We start from the raw sequence: 15863 nt of genomic DNA, 5'->3' as shown, positions 1-15863 counted from the left end.
GTCGACGCCGATGCCGACCCCACACGCCGAACGGCCCGCGCCGGCACGGCAGGTTTGAAGAGCGCATGAATCCAATCGTCCTGTGGTTCCACAAACTCGGCTCGCCGCCCTATTTCGACCGGTTCGCGGCGCGTTGGGCCCCCTGGGGCCATGGCCTGGGCCTGCTGTTGATCGCCATCGGCCTGTACGGCGCGCTCTTCCGGGTACCGGCCGACTACCTGCAGGGCGACAGCTTCCGCATCCTCTACATCCACGTGCCCAGCGCCTGGATGAGCATGGCGGTGTTCGCGGCCATGGCGTTCTACGCGGCGATCGCGCTCGTCTGGCGGATCAAGCTGTGCGAGATCCTGGCGATGGCCTGCGCGCCGATCGGCGCCGCCTTCACCCTGATCACCCTCGCCACCGGTTCGATCTGGGGCAAGCCGACCTGGGGGACCTGGTGGGACTGGGACCCGCGCCTGACCACCGAACTGGTGCTGCTGTTCATGTACCTGGGCGTGATGGGCCTGTACCACGCCATCGACGACCGTCGCGCCGCGGCGCGCGCCGCCGGATTGCTGGCGATCGTCGGCGTCGTGCTGCTGCCGGTCATCCGCTATTCGGTGGTGTGGTGGAACTCGTTGCACCAGGGCCAGACGATCCGCCTGTTCGGCGAGTCCAGCATGGACGCCAGCATGATGTGGCCGCTGGCGTGGACGGTCCTGGGCACCAAGTTCTGGTTCCTGGGCTCGCTGCTCGTGCGTGCGCGCGCCGACAACCTGCGCCGCGAAGCCGGCAAGGCCTGGGTGGCGCAGGCCGCCCTGCCCGCCGTGGCGGCCGATCCCCGCACGGAGGCACGGCCATGAGCGCCGCCGGGTACGTGCTCGCCGCCTACGCGGTGTTCGTGGGAGTGCTGGCCTGGGACTTCCTCGCCCCCCGCCTGCAGGTGCGCCGCGTGCTGCGCCGCGAGCGCGCGCGCGCCGCCGCGCCGGCACGGCGCGAACGCCGCGCGACCGACGCGAACGCATTGAAACGATGAGAACCGCCGCATGAACCCGACCCGTCGCCGCCGCCTGCTCTGGGTGGTCGCCCTGATCGCCGCCGCCGGCATCGCCGCCACCCTGGTGGCCATGGCGCTCCAGCGCAACATGGCCTACCTCTACACGCCCCGCGAAGTCATCAGCGGCGAGGCCGGGGAGAAGGTCGCCGCCGGCGAGACCCGCTTCCGCCTCGGCGGCATGGTCGCCAAGGGCTCGTTCCACCGCGCCGAGGGCTCGCTGGAAGCCACCTTCCGGGTCACCGACGGCGACGCCGAGATGCCGGTGAGCTATTCGGGCATCCTGCCGGACCTGTTCCGCGAGAACCAGGCGGTGGTGGCGACCGGACGCATGCACGACGGCCGCTTCGTCGCCGAGGAGATCCTGGCCAAGCACGACGAGAACTACATGCCCCGGGAGGTCGCCGACAAGATGGGCCAGGCCCACCAGAAGCATGCCGTCGACACCGGCCCGGCCAACGCCGAAGGGACCGAATAAGTGCTGCCCGAGCTTGGCCAGGTCGCCCTGGTACTCGCCCTGCTGGTCGCGGTGCTGCAGGCGGCGCTGCCCCTGCTCGGCGCGCAGCGCCGGATCGCCCCGTGGATGGCGGTCGCGCGACCGGCGGCGTACGTGCAACTTGCGCTGGTGGGCATCGCCTACGCCATCCTGACCCACGCCTTCGTGGTCCAGGATTTCTCGGTCGCTTACGTCGCCCAGCACAGCAACAGCCTGCTGCCGATGGTGTACCGCTACACCGCGGTGTGGGGTTCGCACGAGGGCTCGTTGCTGTTGTGGGTGCTGGTGATCGCGATCTGGACCGCGGCGGTGGCGCGCTTCTCCCGGCGCCTGCCCGAGACGGTGATCGCCCGCGTGCTGGGCGTGCTGGGCGTGGTCGCGACCGGCTTCCTGGCGTTCCTCATCTTCACCAGCAATCCGTTCGAGCGCCTGCTGCCGGCTGCGCTGGAAGGGCGCGACCTGAACCCGCTGCTGCAGGACCCCGGGATGATCATCCACCCGCCCATGCTGTACATGGGCTACGTGGGTTTCGCGGTCTCGTTCGCGTTCTCGATCGCGGCGCTGATCGATGGCCGCGTCGACGCGCGCTGGCTGCGATGGACGCGGCCGTGGACCAACATCGCCTGGGCCTTCCTGACCCTGGGCATCGCGCTGGGCAGCTGGTGGGCCTACTACGAGCTGGGCTGGGGCGGCTGGTGGTTCTGGGATCCGGTGGAGAACGCCAGTTTCATGCCCTGGCTGGCGGGCGCGGCGCTGATCCACTCCCAGGCGGTCACCGAGAAGCGCGGCAGCTTCCGCAGCTGGACCCTGTTGCTGGCGATCGCGACGTTCTCGCTCTCCCTGCTCGGTGCGTTCCTGGTGCGTTCGGGCGTGCTGACCAGCGTCCATTCCTTCGCCGCCGACCCGGCCCGCGGCGTCTTCATCCTGGTGTTCCTGGGCGTGGTCATCGGCGGCTCGCTGCTGCTGTACGCCCTGCGCGCACCGTCGACCGGCGACGGCGAACGCCCGCTCGACGGCCGGCCCTTCGCGGCGAGCTCGCGCGAGACCCTGCTGCTGGTCAACAACCTGCTGCTGACCACCGCCTGCGCGATGGTGCTGATCGGCACCCTGTACCCCTTGCTCGCCGACGCCCTGAAACTGGGCAAGATCTCGGTCGGCCCGCCCTACTTCGCGCTGATGTTCATCGTGCTGATGGCCCCGCTCGTGCTGCTCGTGCCGCTGGGCCCGCTGACCCGCTGGCAACGCGAGCAGCCCAGCCGGCCGCTGGCGATGCTGGCGCCCTGGTTCGCGCTGGCCGCCGCGTGCGGCGTGGGCGCGTTCTTCCTGGCGCCGCAGGGCGCGTGGAAGGTCGGCTTCGGCATCGCCGGCGCCGCCTGGGTGGCCCTGGGCACGCTGCGTTTCGCGTGGTCGCGCCTGCGGGCCAGCGGCCGGATGACGCCGGAGATGTGGGGCATGGTGCTTGCCCACCTGGGCATCGCGGTGTTCGTCGTCGGCGCCCTGCTCACCGAAGGCCTGAGCCAGCAGCGCGAGGTCGCCGTCGCGCCGGGCCAGGCGGTCGAGCTGGGCGGCTATCGCTTCCGCCTGGACGGCGTGGAACACCATGAAGGCCCGAACTACCAGGCCGATCGCGGCAGCGTCAGCGTCTTCCATGGCCAGGCCACCGATCCGCTGGCGGTGCTGCACCCGGAGAAACGCGCCTATGCGAGCGGCGGCCAGGTGATGACCGAGTCGGCGATCGACCGCGGCGTCGCCCGCGACCTGTACGTGGCCCTGGGCGAGCCCCTGGGCGGCGGCAGCTGGGCGCTGCGCGTGCACGTGAAACCCTTCGTGCGCTGGGTCTGGGCGGGGGCGCTGCTGATGATGCTCGGTGGCCTGCTGACCGCCTTCGACCGGCGTTTCCGCCTGGCCCCGTCCGCCCGGCAGCAGGAGAATGCCGCATGACCGACACCCCGCGTCCCGCCCGCTCCGCGATGCGCTGGCTGCCCCTGGCGGTCGTCGCCCTGCTGGGCGTCCTGCTCGCCGCCGGCATCTGGCTCAGCAGCCAGCCCAACCGCGAAGCGCTGCCCTCGCCGCTGATCGGCAAGCCCGCGCCCCGCTTCGAGCTGCCGGTGCTTCACGAAGCCGGGCGCCTGATGTCGTCGGAGGCGCTCGAGGGCGCGCCGTACCTGCTCAACGTCTGGGGCAGCTGGTGTCCGGAGTGCCGGGTCGAGCACCCGGTGCTGACCCGCTTCGCCGAGACCAAGCGCGTGCGCGTGATCGGCTACAACTGGAAGGACGAACACGCCGACGCAATGCGCTGGCTCGAGCAGTACGGCAACCCCTACTGGGTGGTGCTGGTCGACTACGACAGCACCGCCGCGCTCGACTGGGGCATCTACGGCGCGCCGGAGACGTTCCTGGTCGATGCAAAGGGCATCGTCCGCTGGAAACACGTCGGGGCGGTGACCGACGCGATCGTCCGCGACGAACTGACGCCGCTGCTCGACCGCATCGAAGCCGAGGGCGACGCGCGATGACCGCGCTCCGCCACGTGGCGCTGGCCCTGCTTCTTTCACTGGCCGGTGTTTCGCTTGTCGCCCTGGCGCCGCGCGTGAATGCCCAGGCCCCGGCCGGCGCGCCGCTGGAGTTCCGCGATGCGGGAGAGGAGCAGCGCTTCCACGCCCTGGTCGTGGAGTTGCGCTGCGTGATGTGCCAGAACCAGTCGCTGGCCGATTCCAATGCGCAGATCGCCGTCGACCTGCGCCGCGAGGTGCTCGCGCTGATGCGCGAAGGCCGCAGCGACGAGGAGATCAAAGACTACCTGGTGGCCCGCTACGGCGAGTTCGTGCTGTACCGGCCGGAGGTGGAGTCGCGCACCTGGCTGCTGTGGTTCGGCCCCTTCGCGGTGCTGCTGCTGGGCGCCGTCGCCGTCGTGGTCGCCGTGCGCCGGCGTGGCGGCGATGCGCCGGTGCCCGTCGACGATACCCAGGAGTGGTGATGAGCACGCCCGCCCTCGTCTTCACCCTGCTCGCCCTGCTCATGGCCGTCGGCGCCCTCGCCTGGGCGTTGCGCCCTCTCTGGCGCAGCAGTCCCGCCGCCGGTACCGGCGCGGTCCTGGCCCTCGTCGTGCTGGCCGGGGTCCTTTACGGCACGGTGGGCATGCCGCCGGCCCTGGACCCCGCCAACCGCGTGTCGGCGATGCCCGAAACGCTGGACCAGGCCATCGCGCAACTGGAAGGCAAGCTCGCCGAAGATCCGGACCAGCCCGAGGGCTGGCGCCTGCTCGGCAATGCCTACCAGTCGCAGGGTGCGCTAGCCAAGGCCGCGCACGCCTTCGGGAATGCGCTGAAGTACGCGCCCGACGATCCCGACCTGCTCACCGAACTCGCCGAGTCGCGCGCCATGAACGACCCGCAGCGTCGCTTCGATGCCGAGGCCGTGGCGATGCTCGAGCACGCCGTCGAGGTGCAGCCGATGCACCAGCGCGCGCGCTGGTTCCTGGGCATCGCGCGTCGCCAGGCCGGCGATGCCGCGGCCGCGGCCGAGGTCTGGGAGCCCCTGCTCGCGATCGTCGATGCCAGTACCGCGCGACCGCTGCGGGAACAGATCGCCCTGGCCCGGAGCGAAGCCGGCCTGCCGCCCCTGCCCGAGCCTGCGGAGACGCCCGCGTCGGCGGGCGTGACGATCGCGGTCTCGCTTGACCCGCAGCTTGGCATGCGGCTGCCCGCGAACGCGACCCTGTTCGTGCTTGCGCGGCAACCCGGTGGGCCGCCCATGCCTGTCGCGGCGAAGAAGCTGCCTGTCACCGGCTTCCCCCTGACGGTAAACCTGACCGACGCCGACAGCCCGATGCCGACAATGAAGCTCTCGCAGCTGGACACCGTCGAGCTGGTGGCGCGGATCTCCGCCAGCGGCGATGCCCGTGCCGCGCCCGGCGATTTCACCTCAGCGCCCGTCCAGGTCGATACCGGCGACGGCGCCAAGGCCGCCCTGCTGATCGACCAGGTCGTCGAATAGGTCGCAGCACCACGGCTGGAACCACAGCGTTCCAGCCGTGGCGATAATCATCGCTTGCAATCAAATAGCGCGCTATGTAAATGGGCGCCATGTCGAACCGTCGCGCCAAGGTCCACGCCGAACCGTCCGCTGCCAGTCCGCTGGCCCTGGACAGGCAGCTGTGCTTCGCCCTGCATTCGACTTCGCTTGCGATGACCAAGGTCTACCGCAAGCTGCTGGCGCCGCTGGGACTCACCTACCCGCAGTACTTGGCGATGCTGGTGCTGTGGGAGCGCGACGGCTTGACGGTCTCTCAGCTCGGGGAGCGCCTGTTCCTCGATTCGGCCACGCTCACCCCGCTGCTCAAGCGGATGGAAGCGGCCGGCCTGCTCTCGCGCACCCGCTCGGCCGATGACGAGCGGCAGGTCGTGATCACCCTCAGCCCGGCCGGCCGGGCGCTGAAGGCCCCGGCCATGGCGGTGCCCCGCCAGCTGATGTGCGCCACGCCGATGGCGCCGGCGGAACTGGCATCGCTCAAGACCCATCTCGAACGCTTGCGCGGCGACCTGCAGGCAAGCACCCCCGACTGAACCCTTCGCCCTGCATGGATGAGGGGCCCGCTTTTAGATCGTGCACGATCATATCGCCAACAATCCCATCCCCGTGCGACGGCCACCCGGCCACGCCGACCTTCCCCAGCCAAGGAGTCATCCCATGTCCATCGAAAACGTCCTCTACCGCGCCACCGCCACTGCCACCGGAGGCCGCGACGGCCGCGCGGTGTCCGCCGACGGTGAGCTGGACCTGCAACTGTCGACCCCGCGCGAACTCGGCGGCGCCGGCGGTACCGGCACCAACCCCGAGCAGTTGTTCGCGGCCGGCTACTCGGCCTGCTTCATCGGCGCACTCAAGTTCGTCGCCGGCCAGGCGCGCACCAGCCTCCCCGCCGACACCTCGATCGAAGGCACCGTCGGCATCGGCCAGGTCCCCGGCGGCTTCGGCATCGAGGTCGAGCTGAAGGTGACGATCCCGGGCATGGCGCGCGCCGAGGCCGAGGCCCTGGTCGAGAAGGCGCACCAGGTGTGCCCATACTCCAACGCGACCCGCGGCAACATCGACGTCACGCTGGTCGTCGCTTGAGTCCGCGCCTCCCTTCCCGCTTGCGGGAAGGGAGGCGTCGCCATAACCATCGGTTCCCGGCGCCTCGCGCATCGTCATTTCCCTGGCGGCCACGCACGCCGCAGAATCCATCCGCGCCCTGCCGCGACATCCGCGTCGCGCGCAGGCACACTGCCCCTTCCGGACCGCGCACGACGCGGCCTCCCGAGCACAGGACGCGCGCGAACGCATGACCGAATTCATCCCGCCCGGCACCCGCTACTTCGACCTGCCCTCGCCCTTCCCGATGAAGCGAGGCGGTGAACTCCACGGCGCGCGGGTCGCCTACGAGACCTGGGGCACGCTGTCGGCCGACGGCGACAACGCGATCCTCATCCTCACCGGGCTGTCGCCCGACGCCCATGCCGCGTCCAACGACGGCAACCCCGAACCCGGCTGGTGGGAAGCCATGCTCGGGCCGGGCAAGCCGATCGACACCGACCGCTGGTTCGTGGTCTGCGTCAACGCGCTGGGCAGCTGCAAGGGCTCGACCGGCCCGGCCTCGCCGGATCCCGGGACCGGCCGACCGTACGCACTCGACTTCCCGGCCCTGTCGATCGAGGACGGCGCGCGTGCTGCCGCGCACGTGGTCGACGCGCTCGGTATCCGCCGCCTGGCCTGCCTGGTGGGCAACTCCATGGGCGGCATGACGGCGCTGGCCCTGCTGTGGCAACGCCCCGGCATCGCGCGCGCGCACGTCAACATTTCCGGCGCGGCGCGGGCGCTGCCGTTCTCAATCGCGATCCGCTCGCTGCAACGCGAGGCCATCCGCCTGGACCCGGAATGGAACGGCGGCCGCTACGACGACGCGCATTACCCCGAATCGGGGATGCGCATGGCGCGCAAGCTCGGCGTGATCACCTATCGCTCGGCGCTGGAATGGGACGGCCGCTTCGGCCGGGTCAGGCTCGACTCCGACCGCGCCGACGACGAGCCGTTCGGGCTCGAGTTCGAGGTCGAGAGCTACCTGGAAGCGCACGCGCGCCGCTTCGTCCGCCGCTTCGACCCCAACAGCTACATGTTCATGAGCCGCTCGATGGACTGGTTCGACCTGGGCGACTACTGCTCGCCCCACTGCGGCGACCACGACACCGACGCCCACGGTGCGCTTGCCGCCCTGGGCCGGTCCGGGCTGGAGAAGGCGCTGGCGATCGGCGTGCATACCGACATCCTGTTCCCGCTCCAGCAGCAGGAAGAGATCGCCGAGGGGCTGCGCGCCGGCGGTTGCGACGCGACCTTCCTGCCGCTGCCCTCGCCCCAGGGCCACGACGCCTTCCTGGTGGACTTCGAGCGCTTTGGCCCGGCCGTGCGCGGATTCCTCGACGGGCTTGGCTGAACGCCCGCTGCGCCCCATGCCGCCGGGGCGTAGAATGGCGCCATGCACGCCGACGCCCAGATCCCCGACATCGCTTTTCCCGGTCACGACAAGCTGGTCTCCGCGCTGGACGCCGCCGTCAGCGCCGGCGACGACCACGCGATCACCGCGGCCCTGCGCAACACCCTGTGCCGGATGATCCGCGACCGCGACATCGCCCTGCCCGACTGCATCTACGAGCCGATCGAGGACCACTACGCCCGTCGCGAGATCTATCGCAGCGCCGAGCACGGCTACAGCGTCGTGGCGATGACCTGGGGGCCCGGCCAGGGCACGCCGGTGCACGACCATTGCGGGCTGTGGTGCGTGGAGGGCGTCTGGGACGGCGAACTGGAAATCACCCAGTACGAACTGCTCGAGCACGAGGGCGAGCGCTTCCGCTTCCGTGCCGCCGGCGGCATGCAGGCCGGGCCGGGCAGCGCGGGCAGCCTGATCCCGCCGCACGAATACCACACCATCCGCAACACCAGCCCCGACGCGGTGGCGGTGTCGGTGCATATCTACAAGGCCCCGATGGAGTGCTGCTCGATGTTCGTGCCCGAGCGCGACGAGTGGTACGCCCGCCAGGCCAAGCCGCTCGAGGTCGACGAGGCCCACTGAGAGGCCCGCCGCGGCGGGGCAGGCCCGCTGCGTCCCGACGAACGATTCCACGCCCCGGGCGACGCCGCGTCGCCCCGACGCCGCGCCCTGCCGGGCGGCATCGCGCATGCATGCACGATCCGGGCCAGAAACCCCTTGTTTCATGCGTTCCCGCGCCTGTCCTGTTTCCCGCCCCGGCGGCGTTGGCTTGGCTGCAGGGGGACGTCAGGGACGATCATGCCTCCCGCAACGGACGGTGCATGGACCGAGCACCACTGGCCTAGACGTCGGTCAAGGATTTCCGCCAGGCCAACATGTCATGAAAATGGAGAATCCCCCATGGCAGTCAAAGCCCCCACCCGGGCGATCAAGCCCAGCCTCACCCGCAAGGCCGCGCTGTCGGAAGTCCGCCTGTCGCTGGCCCCCGACACCTCCTTCGACGACCTCGTCGGCATCCTCAAGGAGACCCTGGTCGTGCCGGAACTGCCCGGCATCCGCGGTTGCCGCCCGTGCCTGTCCGGACTGGACCGCTTCATCATCGAAGACATCGTGATGAAGGGGATGCGCTAGCGCATCGCCAGGAGGACGGCGCATGCATGCGCTCCCGAAACTCGGCGTGGGCCTGGCGTACCAGGCCCCGCTGAACCCCCTCTTCGACTCCGCATCCCCGCCCATCGACTACGTCGAGGTGGTGCCCGACATCTTCTGGACCGATCGCGGCCCGGCCGTCGAACCACGCTACCTCGAGGATGCCAAGGGCCTGGGCACGGTGTCGTCGCTGGCGCGCCGCTGGCCCCTCGTCGCCCACGGCATCGGGCTCTCGATCGGCAGCGCCGACGGCTTCGAGACCGACCACCTGGGCCAGGTCGAGCGCTGGTGGCAACGCCACCGCTTCCCCTGGCACAGCGACCACCTGGCCTTCCACCTCGCCGAGCACCAGGGCGTGCGCGCGAACGCGGGCATCACGTTGCCACTGGCGCGCGACCGCGAATCGATCGACCTGCTGGTGCCGCGCATACGCGAGGTGATGCGGCGCGTCCCGGCGCCCTTCCTGCTCGAGAACAACGTCTACTACTTCGATATTCCCGAAGCGGAGATGGACGAGGCTACCTTCCTGGACACGTTGTGCCGCGAAAGCGGTTGCGGCCTGCTGCTCGACCTGCACAACCTGCACACCAACGCCCGCAACCACGGCTTCGACCCCTTCGACGTGCTGCGCCACCTGGACATGCGCCATGTCGGCGAGATCCACGTCGCCGGCGGCATGGAGCTCGACGGCTTCTACCTCGATGCCCATTCGGACGTGATCCCCGAAGCGGTCTGGCACCTGCTGGAGTGGACGCTGCCGCGCTGCCGGAACATCGGCGGCGTCACCTTCGAGATCTTCGGCTCCTGGGTCGAGAGCGTCGGCCTGGACGCGATCCAGGCCGACCTGGAACGCCTTCAGGCGCTCTGGTCGCGCTGCCAGGGCGAGGCTACCGCACACCCGGCGCAACGCGAGGTCGGCACGTGAGCCTGCACGGATTCCAGTCGATCCTGTTCCGGCTCATCGCCGAACCGGAGTTCCGCGACGGCATCCGCGCGCAGAAGCCGTTCCCGCCACGCGTCGAGCTGAGCACGCGCGAGATGCGCCGCCTTCGCGCGATCGCCGACGACCGTGGGCTGGACATCAACCGGACGCTGCACAAGGGGTTCCGACTGGGCAAGCTTCGCGCGCTGCTGCCGATGACCTGCCAACTGCTCGGCGGCCGGCGCCTGTCGCGGGAGCTGTCGCGGTTCTGGCTGGAACGCCCGCCCTCCAGCTTCTCCTTCCTGCCCGAGGCGTTGGACTTCTGCGAATTCCTCAAGCGCCGACGGCTGCGGATGCGCTACCTGCACGATGTCCTCGCCTTCGAACGGGCGCTCCTGCGGCTGGAGGCCGCGGGCGCGGACGGTCACCCCGAGGCGGTGGCCTTCGAACACGACCCGGCCCCCGTCCTGGCCGCACTGGCCGCGGGCGGGCGGCCCCGCCACGTGCCCCGGCAACGCGTGGACGCGGTGGCCACGCGTGGGCAAGACGGCCACATCCAGTGGCGAATGGCGCCGCATTGAGCCCGGGGCCAGCAGCCGCGGTGCCAGGGCCGCGCGATCGCCATGCCCGTCAGGGCGGCGACATGTGCCCGCGACCCAGCGCGACGTAGCCCTGCTCGACCAGTCGCGGTTCGATCTGCCGGTGCAGGTCCTCGTCGGCGTCGATCAGCAACAGGACATGCCCGGCATCGATGTCCTTGGCGAACTCGCGACGGATCGGATCGGGCAGGGCCGAGCCCATCAACGAGGATGCCCACGCCCCGACGAGCACGCCGCAGACCGCCATCACCGCGACCGCGACGAGGCCGAAATGCCCGGGTTCGATCGCCATCGCCAGCAGGCCGATCGCCACGCCGGTGAGGCCGCCGTACAGGGCGCCCTTGAGCGCCGCCGGCATGAAATCGGTATCGGCTTCCTTGCGGCGATTGGGCACGCCGTGCATCTCGATGTCCGGTCGCGCCACCAGGGCGATGTCCGTGTCCTCCACCCCGCTCTCGCGGGCCAGTGCGATGCCGGCCCTGGCATGCGCCAGGTCGCGGCTGCGGAATACGTGTCGGTGCTTCATCTCGCCCTCCAGGACTGGATGCGTCGGGACGCGCCGACCGCGCCCGGTGCCGGACATCGCGCCAGGCTCGGCGGCTGGCCGTAACGACACACTGGCACGAAGCGACTCAAGGCGAGGCGAAGCCCGCGTGACGACCGCGTCGACTCGGCCGGGTGCTTGAAGCACGGGGGCCGCGCCGATAGCGTAGGCGCCTGCCGACTGGAGCCGCGCCGATGATGACCGACCTGCTGCTTGCCGCCCTGCACCACCTGCTCGTGTTCGGCCTGGTATCGATGCTGGTGGCCGAGGCCGTGCTGCTGCGCGGCACCGTGGACGCCGGCGTGGCCCGGCGGCTGACGGGCCTGGACACCGGCTATGGCGCCACCGCCGTGCTGCTGCTGGGCGCGGGGGTGCTGCGCCTGCTCTACGGCATCAAGGGCTGGGACTTCTACCTGCACAATCCCTGGTTCCACGCCAAGATCGGGCTGTACGTACTCACTGGCCTGTTGTCGGCGCTGCCGACACTCAATTTCCTGCGCTGGCGTCGTGCCCTGCGCCACGATCCGGGCTTCGTCCCGCCGGCCGCCGACGTGGCCCGTGCGCGACGCGTGGTCCGCATCGAGCTGGCCGCGGTCGCGGTGATCTTCGTCCTCGCCGCCGCGATGGCGCGCTACGGCGGATTCTGATCGCCGCCCGCGGAGGGCGCCTGGAGGACCGGCCTGACCCGTAGCGCCCGGAACACCGCCCGGGACGGCAGGCCGATGCCGCGGCTACCGGGCGTCGTGAACAGGGTCACGTGGGCCGGCGCCCGGGGCAGCGGCACACCGCTGGCCCGCGCGATCGAGTCGCGAAACGCCTCCAGCGCGGGACAAGCCGCGCAGGCCGCCAGGGCCCATGCCTCGCCGTCCTGGGTGGACTCGTGCAGCAACCAGGCCTCACCGGTCAGGCGGAGCGACCAGTCGAGGACCTCGAACCTCGTGGCCCAGGCCTGGACCGGCAGACCGCATTCGACCGCCGCCGCTTCTTGCGACGACAGCAGGGTCAGGTGGAATTCGCGCTTCCGCACCATCCGGCACTCGGGCAGGACGCAGTCCGACGGCAATCCGGCAAAGACCTCGTCCGCCAGCGCCAGGACCACCGAGCCGCGCGCGCTCCGGCCGGGCCATCGCGGTCGTGCCGGGGTCAACGCATCGAGGGGCAGGCCTTCCATGGCGCCAGCATACGTGCGCGGTGGCGGCGCACAGGATCGGATCCGGCGGACAGGCACGAAAAAGCCCGCGCAAGGCGGGCCTGTCGCCTGCACGCATCCGGCGAGGCCGGACGGGCAGCAGTGCTGGTGCCGAAGGTGGGACTCGAACCCACACGCTTTTAAGGGCGGCGGATTTTGAATCCGCTGCGTCTACCGATTCCGCCACTTCGGCGCGGCCGCGCAGTATAGCGGAGCAGCATCGACCGCGGGAATGGCCTGGATGGCGGAGATCCTCCGAGGCGGCGGGACGAGAAAGCCCGGTCGTCCAGCTATCCGGGGCTGGGCGGTCGGGCTTCTTGACCGGATATACGGCGCGGACTTGCGTCTATGGTGGACTTGTCCGTCGCCTGCGTACCCGGCACGTGGATGCTAGCGCCGGCCCGGCATGCCAGCGTTACACGCGGGTGAATGAACAGCGGCCGTTCGTCGGCGCATCGCCGGCCGTCCCCGGGCCGCCCCTTCCTGGGACACCGGTATCCTGCTCGCATGGCCCCGCTCCCAGCTGCCGCTCGCGCCGCCCTGCCCACCCGGCGACCCCGACGGGCGGCCTGCGTGCTGGGCCTGTTGGCGCTTGGCGGTCTGTTGTCGGCCTGCCAGTCGCTGGGCTACTACGCCCACGTTGGCAGCGGCCAGTTGCGCCTGATGGGCGAACGCCGGCCGATCGCCGAACTGCTCGCCGATCCTGCCATCCCGGCCTCGCGGCGGCGGGCCCTGTCCGAGCTGCTGGAGGCGCGCGAGTTCGCGTCCGCCCGCCTCGGCCTGCCGCGCAATGGCAGCTATACCGAGTACGTCGCGCTCGACCGGCCCTACGTCACCTGGAACGTGTTCGCCGCGCCGGAGTTCTCGGTGGAACCGGTCACGCACTGCTTCCCCGTCGCCGGCTGCGTGGCATACCGCGGTTATTTCACGCTGGACAAGGCGCGGCAGGAGGCCCGCCGCCTGCAGGCGCTTGGCCACCAGACATGGATCGGCGGCACGTCGGCCTATTCGACCCTGGGCTGGTTCGACGACCCGGTGCTCAGCAGCATGATGGGCGTGGAGCAGGACGACCCGGTCGGCGTGGTCTTCCACGAACTCGAGCACCAGCAGCTGTACGTGCGCGACGACACCGCCTTCAACGAGTCGATCGCGAGCTTCGTCGAACGCGAGGGCGTGCGCGAATGGCGGGCATCGCGCGGCCTGCCGGCACCGGACGGGGACCGCGAGGCGCGCGAGCGGGCGTTCGTCGCCATGGCGCTCGCGCTGCGCGAGCGGCTGGCCGGGATCTATGCGCGCGACCTGCCGGTCGAGGCGATGCGCGCGCAGCGCGAGCGCGCCATCGCCGGCTTCCGCGATGCGTATGCCGCGCGCCGGCGCACCGACTGGGCGGGCGACGCGCGCTTCGACCGCTGGGTCGAGGCGCCGATCACCAATGCCAAACTGGTGCCGATGGGCCTGTACGACACGTGGGTGCCGGCCTTCGCTGCGGTGTTCGACGCCTGCGGCCGGCAGTGGGACTGCTTCCATGCCCGTACCGCCGCGCTCGCCGGCGAGCCGGCCGCGGTGCGCCAGACCAGGCTCGACGCCCTGGCGCCCCGGCGCGAGGGCGCGCCGGCCAGCCTCGAGCCCGACGATGGCCCGGTGGCCGATGAATCATCGCGCTGATCGCAGGGTCCCGTCGCCCTTCGCGAGCGCCGCGCGATTGCCTACCATGCGCGCATGTGCCTGATCGCCCTGGCCTGGAAGGCCCACCCCCGCTACACCCTTGCCGTCATCGCCAATCGCGACGAGCTCCACGCACGCCCCGCCGCGCCGGCGGGCTTCGACCCGGAACGTCGCGACATCTACGGCGGACGCGACCTGGTCGCGGGCGGCAGCTGGTTGCTGGCCTCGTCGCGACGGCGGTTCTCGGCGGTGACCAACGTCCGCGCAGGAAGGCCGGAGGGGGCGTCGCCGCGCTCGCGTGGCGCCCTGGTGCACGACTTCGTCGCCGGCGAGTACGACACGGCGTCGTGGCTGTCCGGCCTCTCCGTCACGGCCGACGACTATGGTCGCTTCAACCAGCTGGCCTGGGACGGCGACCGCCTCGGCTTTGCCAGCAACCATCCGGGTTTCGTGGCGCGGGACGTCGCACCTGGCCTGCATGCCATGTCGAATGGCGCCTTCGATGCCCCCTGGCCCAAGAGCGGCCACGCGAGCCGCGCCTTGTCGGACTGGCTGGACGACCCGGCATCCACGGCGCGCGATGCCGACGACGTGCGGTCGCTGGCGCCCTTGCTGGATGCCCTCGCCGAGTCGACCCCGGCGCCCGACGACGCGCTGCCCGACACCGGCGTGGGACTGGCGTTGGAGCGCGCGCTTTCGCCCGCCTTCGTCAAGGACGCCACCTACGGCACGCGATGCAGCACGATCGTGCTGGTCGAGGCCGATGCGATCGGCTTCTACGAGCGCCGGTTCGATCCCGCCGGCCGCATCGTCGGGGACGCGATGCAGGTCCTCGCCAGCCCGCCCGGGTCCGCTCGACGCTAGACGCGGATGCGTCCCTGCATGTAGACCACGGCCTGGCCGCGCAGGCGCACGCGATCGCCAGCGAGCTCGCATTCCAGCGTCCCCTGCCTGCGGCCGCCCTGGCGCGCACGCAGCCGGGGCTTGCCCAGGCGCGCCGACCAGTACGGCGCCAGGGCCGTGTGCGCCGAGCCGGTGACGGGGTCTTCGTCCACGCCCACGTTCGGCCCGAACCAGCGCGAGACGAAGTCGACGTCGCCGCCCGGCGCGGTCACCGCCACGCCGCGGTTGGGCAGGCCCGCCAGCGCGCGGATGTCGGGCGCCAGCGAAGCGACGACCGCGGCATCCTCGACCACCACGATGTAGTCGTCGGCCTCCAGAACCTGCAGCGGGCCGCCCGCCAGTCCCAGTGCCGCCAGCAGGCCCGGTGGAGGCTCGCAGGGCACCGGCGGTCGCGCGGGGAAATCCATCACCAGCGCTTCGCCATCGCGGGCGACGGTCAGCACGCCGCTGCGCGTGGAGAAGCGCAGCAGCGACGAGGCGTCGCCCAGGCAGTGCACGACCACCCAGGCCGTCGCCAGCGTGGCGTGACCGCACAGGTCGACCTCGACGGTGGGCGTGAACCAGCGCAGCGCGAAGCCATCGTCTTCGCGCACGAAGAAGGCGGTCTCCGAGAGATTGTTCTCCGCCGCGATCGCCTGCAGCGTGGCGTCGGGCAACCAGGCATCGAGGGGGCAGACCGCGGCGGGATTGCCACCGAAGACGCGGCCGGTGAAGGCATCGACCTGGTAGAGGTCCAGGGCGATGCCGGAATCGTTTTCGTGTCGCGTCGCGGCCATGTCCGGCGTTCCTGCGGCGGGGCCTGCATGCTAGCAAGGCCCGGTCGCGCACCGCATG

At 70.9% G+C, this 15863-nt stretch carries 20 protein-coding genes and 1 tRNA gene; 17 read left to right on the top strand and 4 right to left on the bottom strand.

Annotation, left to right across the window (positions count from 1 at the left end):
- Window positions 1-65: 65 nt before the first annotated feature.
- From ccmC to H4F98_RS09145, 14 genes are all read left to right on the top strand, one after another.
- Window positions 66-845 (top strand): heme ABC transporter permease CcmC, encoded by a 780-nt coding sequence (gene ccmC / locus H4F98_RS09210; RefSeq protein WP_182686976.1) that lies wholly within the window; start codon window positions 66-68, stop codon window positions 843-845.
- Window positions 842-1018, top strand: a complete 177-nt coding sequence (gene ccmD, locus H4F98_RS09205) for a heme exporter protein CcmD (protein WP_182686974.1) — start codon at window positions 842-844, stop codon at window positions 1016-1018. The genes ccmC and ccmD overlap by 4 nt, the downstream gene beginning before the upstream one ends.
- A gap of 10 nt (window positions 1019-1028) precedes the next feature.
- Window positions 1029-1514: a cytochrome c maturation protein CcmE gene (gene ccmE, locus H4F98_RS09200; RefSeq protein ID WP_182686972.1), complete on the top strand. Its 486-nt coding sequence runs from the start codon at window positions 1029-1031 to the stop codon at window positions 1512-1514.
- Complete coding sequence (locus H4F98_RS09195; protein ID WP_182686970.1) at window positions 1515-3473, top strand: heme lyase CcmF/NrfE family subunit; 1959 nt, start codon at window positions 1515-1517, stop codon at window positions 3471-3473. It begins immediately after the preceding gene.
- On the top strand, window positions 3470-4048 hold the full coding sequence (locus H4F98_RS09190; RefSeq protein ID WP_182686968.1) for a DsbE family thiol:disulfide interchange protein: 579 nt from the start codon (window positions 3470-3472) through the stop codon (window positions 4046-4048). The genes H4F98_RS09195 and H4F98_RS09190 overlap by 4 nt, the downstream gene beginning before the upstream one ends.
- Window positions 4045-4509: a cytochrome c-type biogenesis protein gene (locus H4F98_RS09185; RefSeq protein WP_182686966.1), complete on the top strand. Its 465-nt coding sequence runs from the start codon at window positions 4045-4047 to the stop codon at window positions 4507-4509. Before H4F98_RS09190 ends, H4F98_RS09185 begins: the two co-directional genes overlap by 4 nt.
- Entirely contained in the window at window positions 4509-5528 is a 1020-nt protein-coding gene (locus H4F98_RS09180) for a tetratricopeptide repeat protein (protein ID WP_182686964.1), read from the top strand. Before H4F98_RS09185 ends, H4F98_RS09180 begins: the two co-directional genes overlap by 1 nt.
- Window positions 5529-5617: 89 nt before the next feature.
- Window positions 5618-6097 (top strand): MarR family winged helix-turn-helix transcriptional regulator, encoded by a 480-nt coding sequence (locus H4F98_RS09175; protein ID WP_220479153.1) that lies wholly within the window; start codon window positions 5618-5620, stop codon window positions 6095-6097.
- 124 nt (window positions 6098-6221) lie between these two features.
- Complete coding sequence (locus H4F98_RS09170) at window positions 6222-6647, top strand: organic hydroperoxide resistance protein (RefSeq protein ID WP_182686960.1); 426 nt, start codon at window positions 6222-6224, stop codon at window positions 6645-6647.
- Window positions 6648-6855: 208 nt separating this feature from the next.
- On the top strand, window positions 6856-8001 hold the full coding sequence (gene metX / locus H4F98_RS09165; protein ID WP_182686958.1) for a homoserine O-acetyltransferase MetX: 1146 nt from the start codon (window positions 6856-6858) through the stop codon (window positions 7999-8001).
- Between the two features lie 42 nt (window positions 8002-8043).
- A complete protein-coding gene (locus tag H4F98_RS09160; RefSeq protein WP_182686956.1) occupies window positions 8044-8640 on the top strand; it encodes a cysteine dioxygenase family protein in 597 nt (198 codons plus the stop codon).
- A 318-nt stretch (window positions 8641-8958) separates the two neighbouring features.
- Entirely contained in the window at window positions 8959-9189 is a 231-nt protein-coding gene (locus tag H4F98_RS09155) for a hypothetical protein (protein WP_141519040.1), read from the top strand.
- A 22-nt stretch (window positions 9190-9211) separates the two neighbouring features.
- Window positions 9212-10132: an MbnB/TglH/ChrH family RiPP precursor modification enzyme gene (locus H4F98_RS09150; protein ID WP_182686954.1), complete on the top strand. Its 921-nt coding sequence runs from the start codon at window positions 9212-9214 to the stop codon at window positions 10130-10132.
- On the top strand, window positions 10129-10710 hold the full coding sequence (locus tag H4F98_RS09145) for a hypothetical protein (RefSeq protein ID WP_182686952.1): 582 nt from the start codon (window positions 10129-10131) through the stop codon (window positions 10708-10710). Before H4F98_RS09150 ends, H4F98_RS09145 begins: the two co-directional genes overlap by 4 nt.
- Window positions 10711-10759: 49 nt before the next feature.
- On the opposite strand, the gene H4F98_RS09140 is transcribed toward H4F98_RS09145, so the two are convergent.
- Window positions 10760-11254: a hypothetical protein gene (locus H4F98_RS09140; RefSeq protein WP_182686949.1), complete on the bottom strand. Its 495-nt coding sequence runs from the start codon at window positions 11252-11254 to the stop codon at window positions 10760-10762.
- Window positions 11255-11466: 212 nt separating this feature from the next.
- On the opposite strand from H4F98_RS09140, the gene H4F98_RS09135 reads away from it, so the two are divergent.
- Window positions 11467-11919 carry a DUF2214 family protein gene (locus H4F98_RS09135; RefSeq protein WP_220479152.1) on the top strand — a complete coding sequence of 151 codons (453 nt, stop codon included), beginning with the start codon at window positions 11467-11469 and terminating at the stop codon, window positions 11917-11919.
- Here H4F98_RS09135 and H4F98_RS09130 read toward each other — a convergent pair.
- Together H4F98_RS09130 and H4F98_RS09125 are read right to left on the bottom strand one after the other, a co-directional pair.
- Window positions 11904-12443 (bottom strand): hypothetical protein, encoded by a 540-nt coding sequence (locus H4F98_RS09130; protein WP_182686945.1) that lies wholly within the window; start codon window positions 12441-12443, stop codon window positions 11904-11906. The genes H4F98_RS09135 and H4F98_RS09130 overlap by 16 nt on opposite strands.
- A 124-nt stretch (window positions 12444-12567) precedes the next feature.
- Window positions 12568-12654, bottom strand: a tRNA-Leu gene (locus tag H4F98_RS09125).
- A 314-nt stretch (window positions 12655-12968) separates the two neighbouring features.
- Between H4F98_RS09125 and H4F98_RS09120 the strand changes: the two genes are divergently transcribed.
- Both H4F98_RS09120 and H4F98_RS09115 read left to right on the top strand, forming a co-directional pair.
- Window positions 12969-14126: an aminopeptidase gene (locus H4F98_RS09120; RefSeq protein WP_182686943.1), complete on the top strand. Its 1158-nt coding sequence runs from the start codon at window positions 12969-12971 to the stop codon at window positions 14124-14126.
- A 54-nt stretch (window positions 14127-14180) separates the two neighbouring features.
- On the top strand, window positions 14181-14990 hold the full coding sequence (locus H4F98_RS09115; protein ID WP_182686941.1) for an NRDE family protein: 810 nt from the start codon (window positions 14181-14183) through the stop codon (window positions 14988-14990).
- On the opposite strand, the gene H4F98_RS09110 is transcribed toward H4F98_RS09115, so the two are convergent.
- Window positions 14987-15805, bottom strand: a complete 819-nt coding sequence (locus H4F98_RS09110; RefSeq protein WP_220479151.1) for a PhzF family phenazine biosynthesis protein — start codon at window positions 15803-15805, stop codon at window positions 14987-14989. The genes H4F98_RS09115 and H4F98_RS09110 overlap by 4 nt on opposite strands.
- Window positions 15806-15863: the final 58 nt, after the last annotated feature.

Origin of the sequence: Marilutibacter spongiae (assembly GCF_014145325.1) — a bacterium.
GTDB lineage: Bacteria > Pseudomonadota > Gammaproteobacteria > Xanthomonadales > Xanthomonadaceae > Marilutibacter > Marilutibacter spongiae.
Note: the sequence above shows the minus strand (reverse complement) of the source record. Positions and strands in the feature narration are given on the sequence as shown.

Bases quoted from the DNA above. Each gene is read 5' to 3' on its own strand.
- ccmC (WP_182686976.1), top strand. From the start codon at position 66: ATGAATCCAATCGTCCTGTGGTTCCACAAACTCGGCTCGCCGCCCTAT.
- ccmD (WP_182686974.1), top strand. From the start codon at position 842: ATGAGCGCCGCCGGGTACGTGCTCGCCGCCTACGCGGTGTTCGTGGGA.
- ccmE (WP_182686972.1), top strand. From the start codon at position 1,029: ATGAACCCGACCCGTCGCCGCCGCCTGCTCTGGGTGGTCGCCCTGATC.
- H4F98_RS09190 (WP_182686968.1), top strand. From the start codon at position 3,470: ATGACCGACACCCCGCGTCCCGCCCGCTCCGCGATGCGCTGGCTGCCC.
- H4F98_RS09185 (WP_182686966.1), top strand. From the start codon at position 4,045: ATGACCGCGCTCCGCCACGTGGCGCTGGCCCTGCTTCTTTCACTGGCC.
- H4F98_RS09180 (WP_182686964.1), top strand. From the start codon at position 4,509: ATGAGCACGCCCGCCCTCGTCTTCACCCTGCTCGCCCTGCTCATGGCC.
- H4F98_RS09175 (WP_220479153.1), top strand. From the start codon at position 5,618: ATGTCGAACCGTCGCGCCAAGGTCCACGCCGAACCGTCCGCTGCCAGT.
- H4F98_RS09170 (WP_182686960.1), top strand. From the start codon at position 6,222: ATGTCCATCGAAAACGTCCTCTACCGCGCCACCGCCACTGCCACCGGA.
- metX (WP_182686958.1), top strand. From the start codon at position 6,856: ATGACCGAATTCATCCCGCCCGGCACCCGCTACTTCGACCTGCCCTCG.
- H4F98_RS09160 (WP_182686956.1), top strand. From the start codon at position 8,044: ATGCACGCCGACGCCCAGATCCCCGACATCGCTTTTCCCGGTCACGAC.
- H4F98_RS09155 (WP_141519040.1), top strand. From the start codon at position 8,959: ATGGCAGTCAAAGCCCCCACCCGGGCGATCAAGCCCAGCCTCACCCGC.
- H4F98_RS09150 (WP_182686954.1), top strand. From the start codon at position 9,212: ATGCATGCGCTCCCGAAACTCGGCGTGGGCCTGGCGTACCAGGCCCCG.
- H4F98_RS09140 (WP_182686949.1), bottom strand. From the start codon at position 11,254: ATGAAGCACCGACACGTATTCCGCAGCCGCGACCTGGCGCATGCCAGG.
- H4F98_RS09135 (WP_220479152.1), top strand. From the start codon at position 11,467: ATGATGACCGACCTGCTGCTTGCCGCCCTGCACCACCTGCTCGTGTTC.
- H4F98_RS09130 (WP_182686945.1), bottom strand. From the start codon at position 12,443: ATGGAAGGCCTGCCCCTCGATGCGTTGACCCCGGCACGACCGCGATGG.
- H4F98_RS09120 (WP_182686943.1), top strand. From the start codon at position 12,969: ATGGCCCCGCTCCCAGCTGCCGCTCGCGCCGCCCTGCCCACCCGGCGA.
- H4F98_RS09115 (WP_182686941.1), top strand. From the start codon at position 14,181: ATGTGCCTGATCGCCCTGGCCTGGAAGGCCCACCCCCGCTACACCCTT.
- H4F98_RS09110 (WP_220479151.1), bottom strand. From the start codon at position 15,805: ATGGCCGCGACGCGACACGAAAACGATTCCGGCATCGCCCTGGACCTC.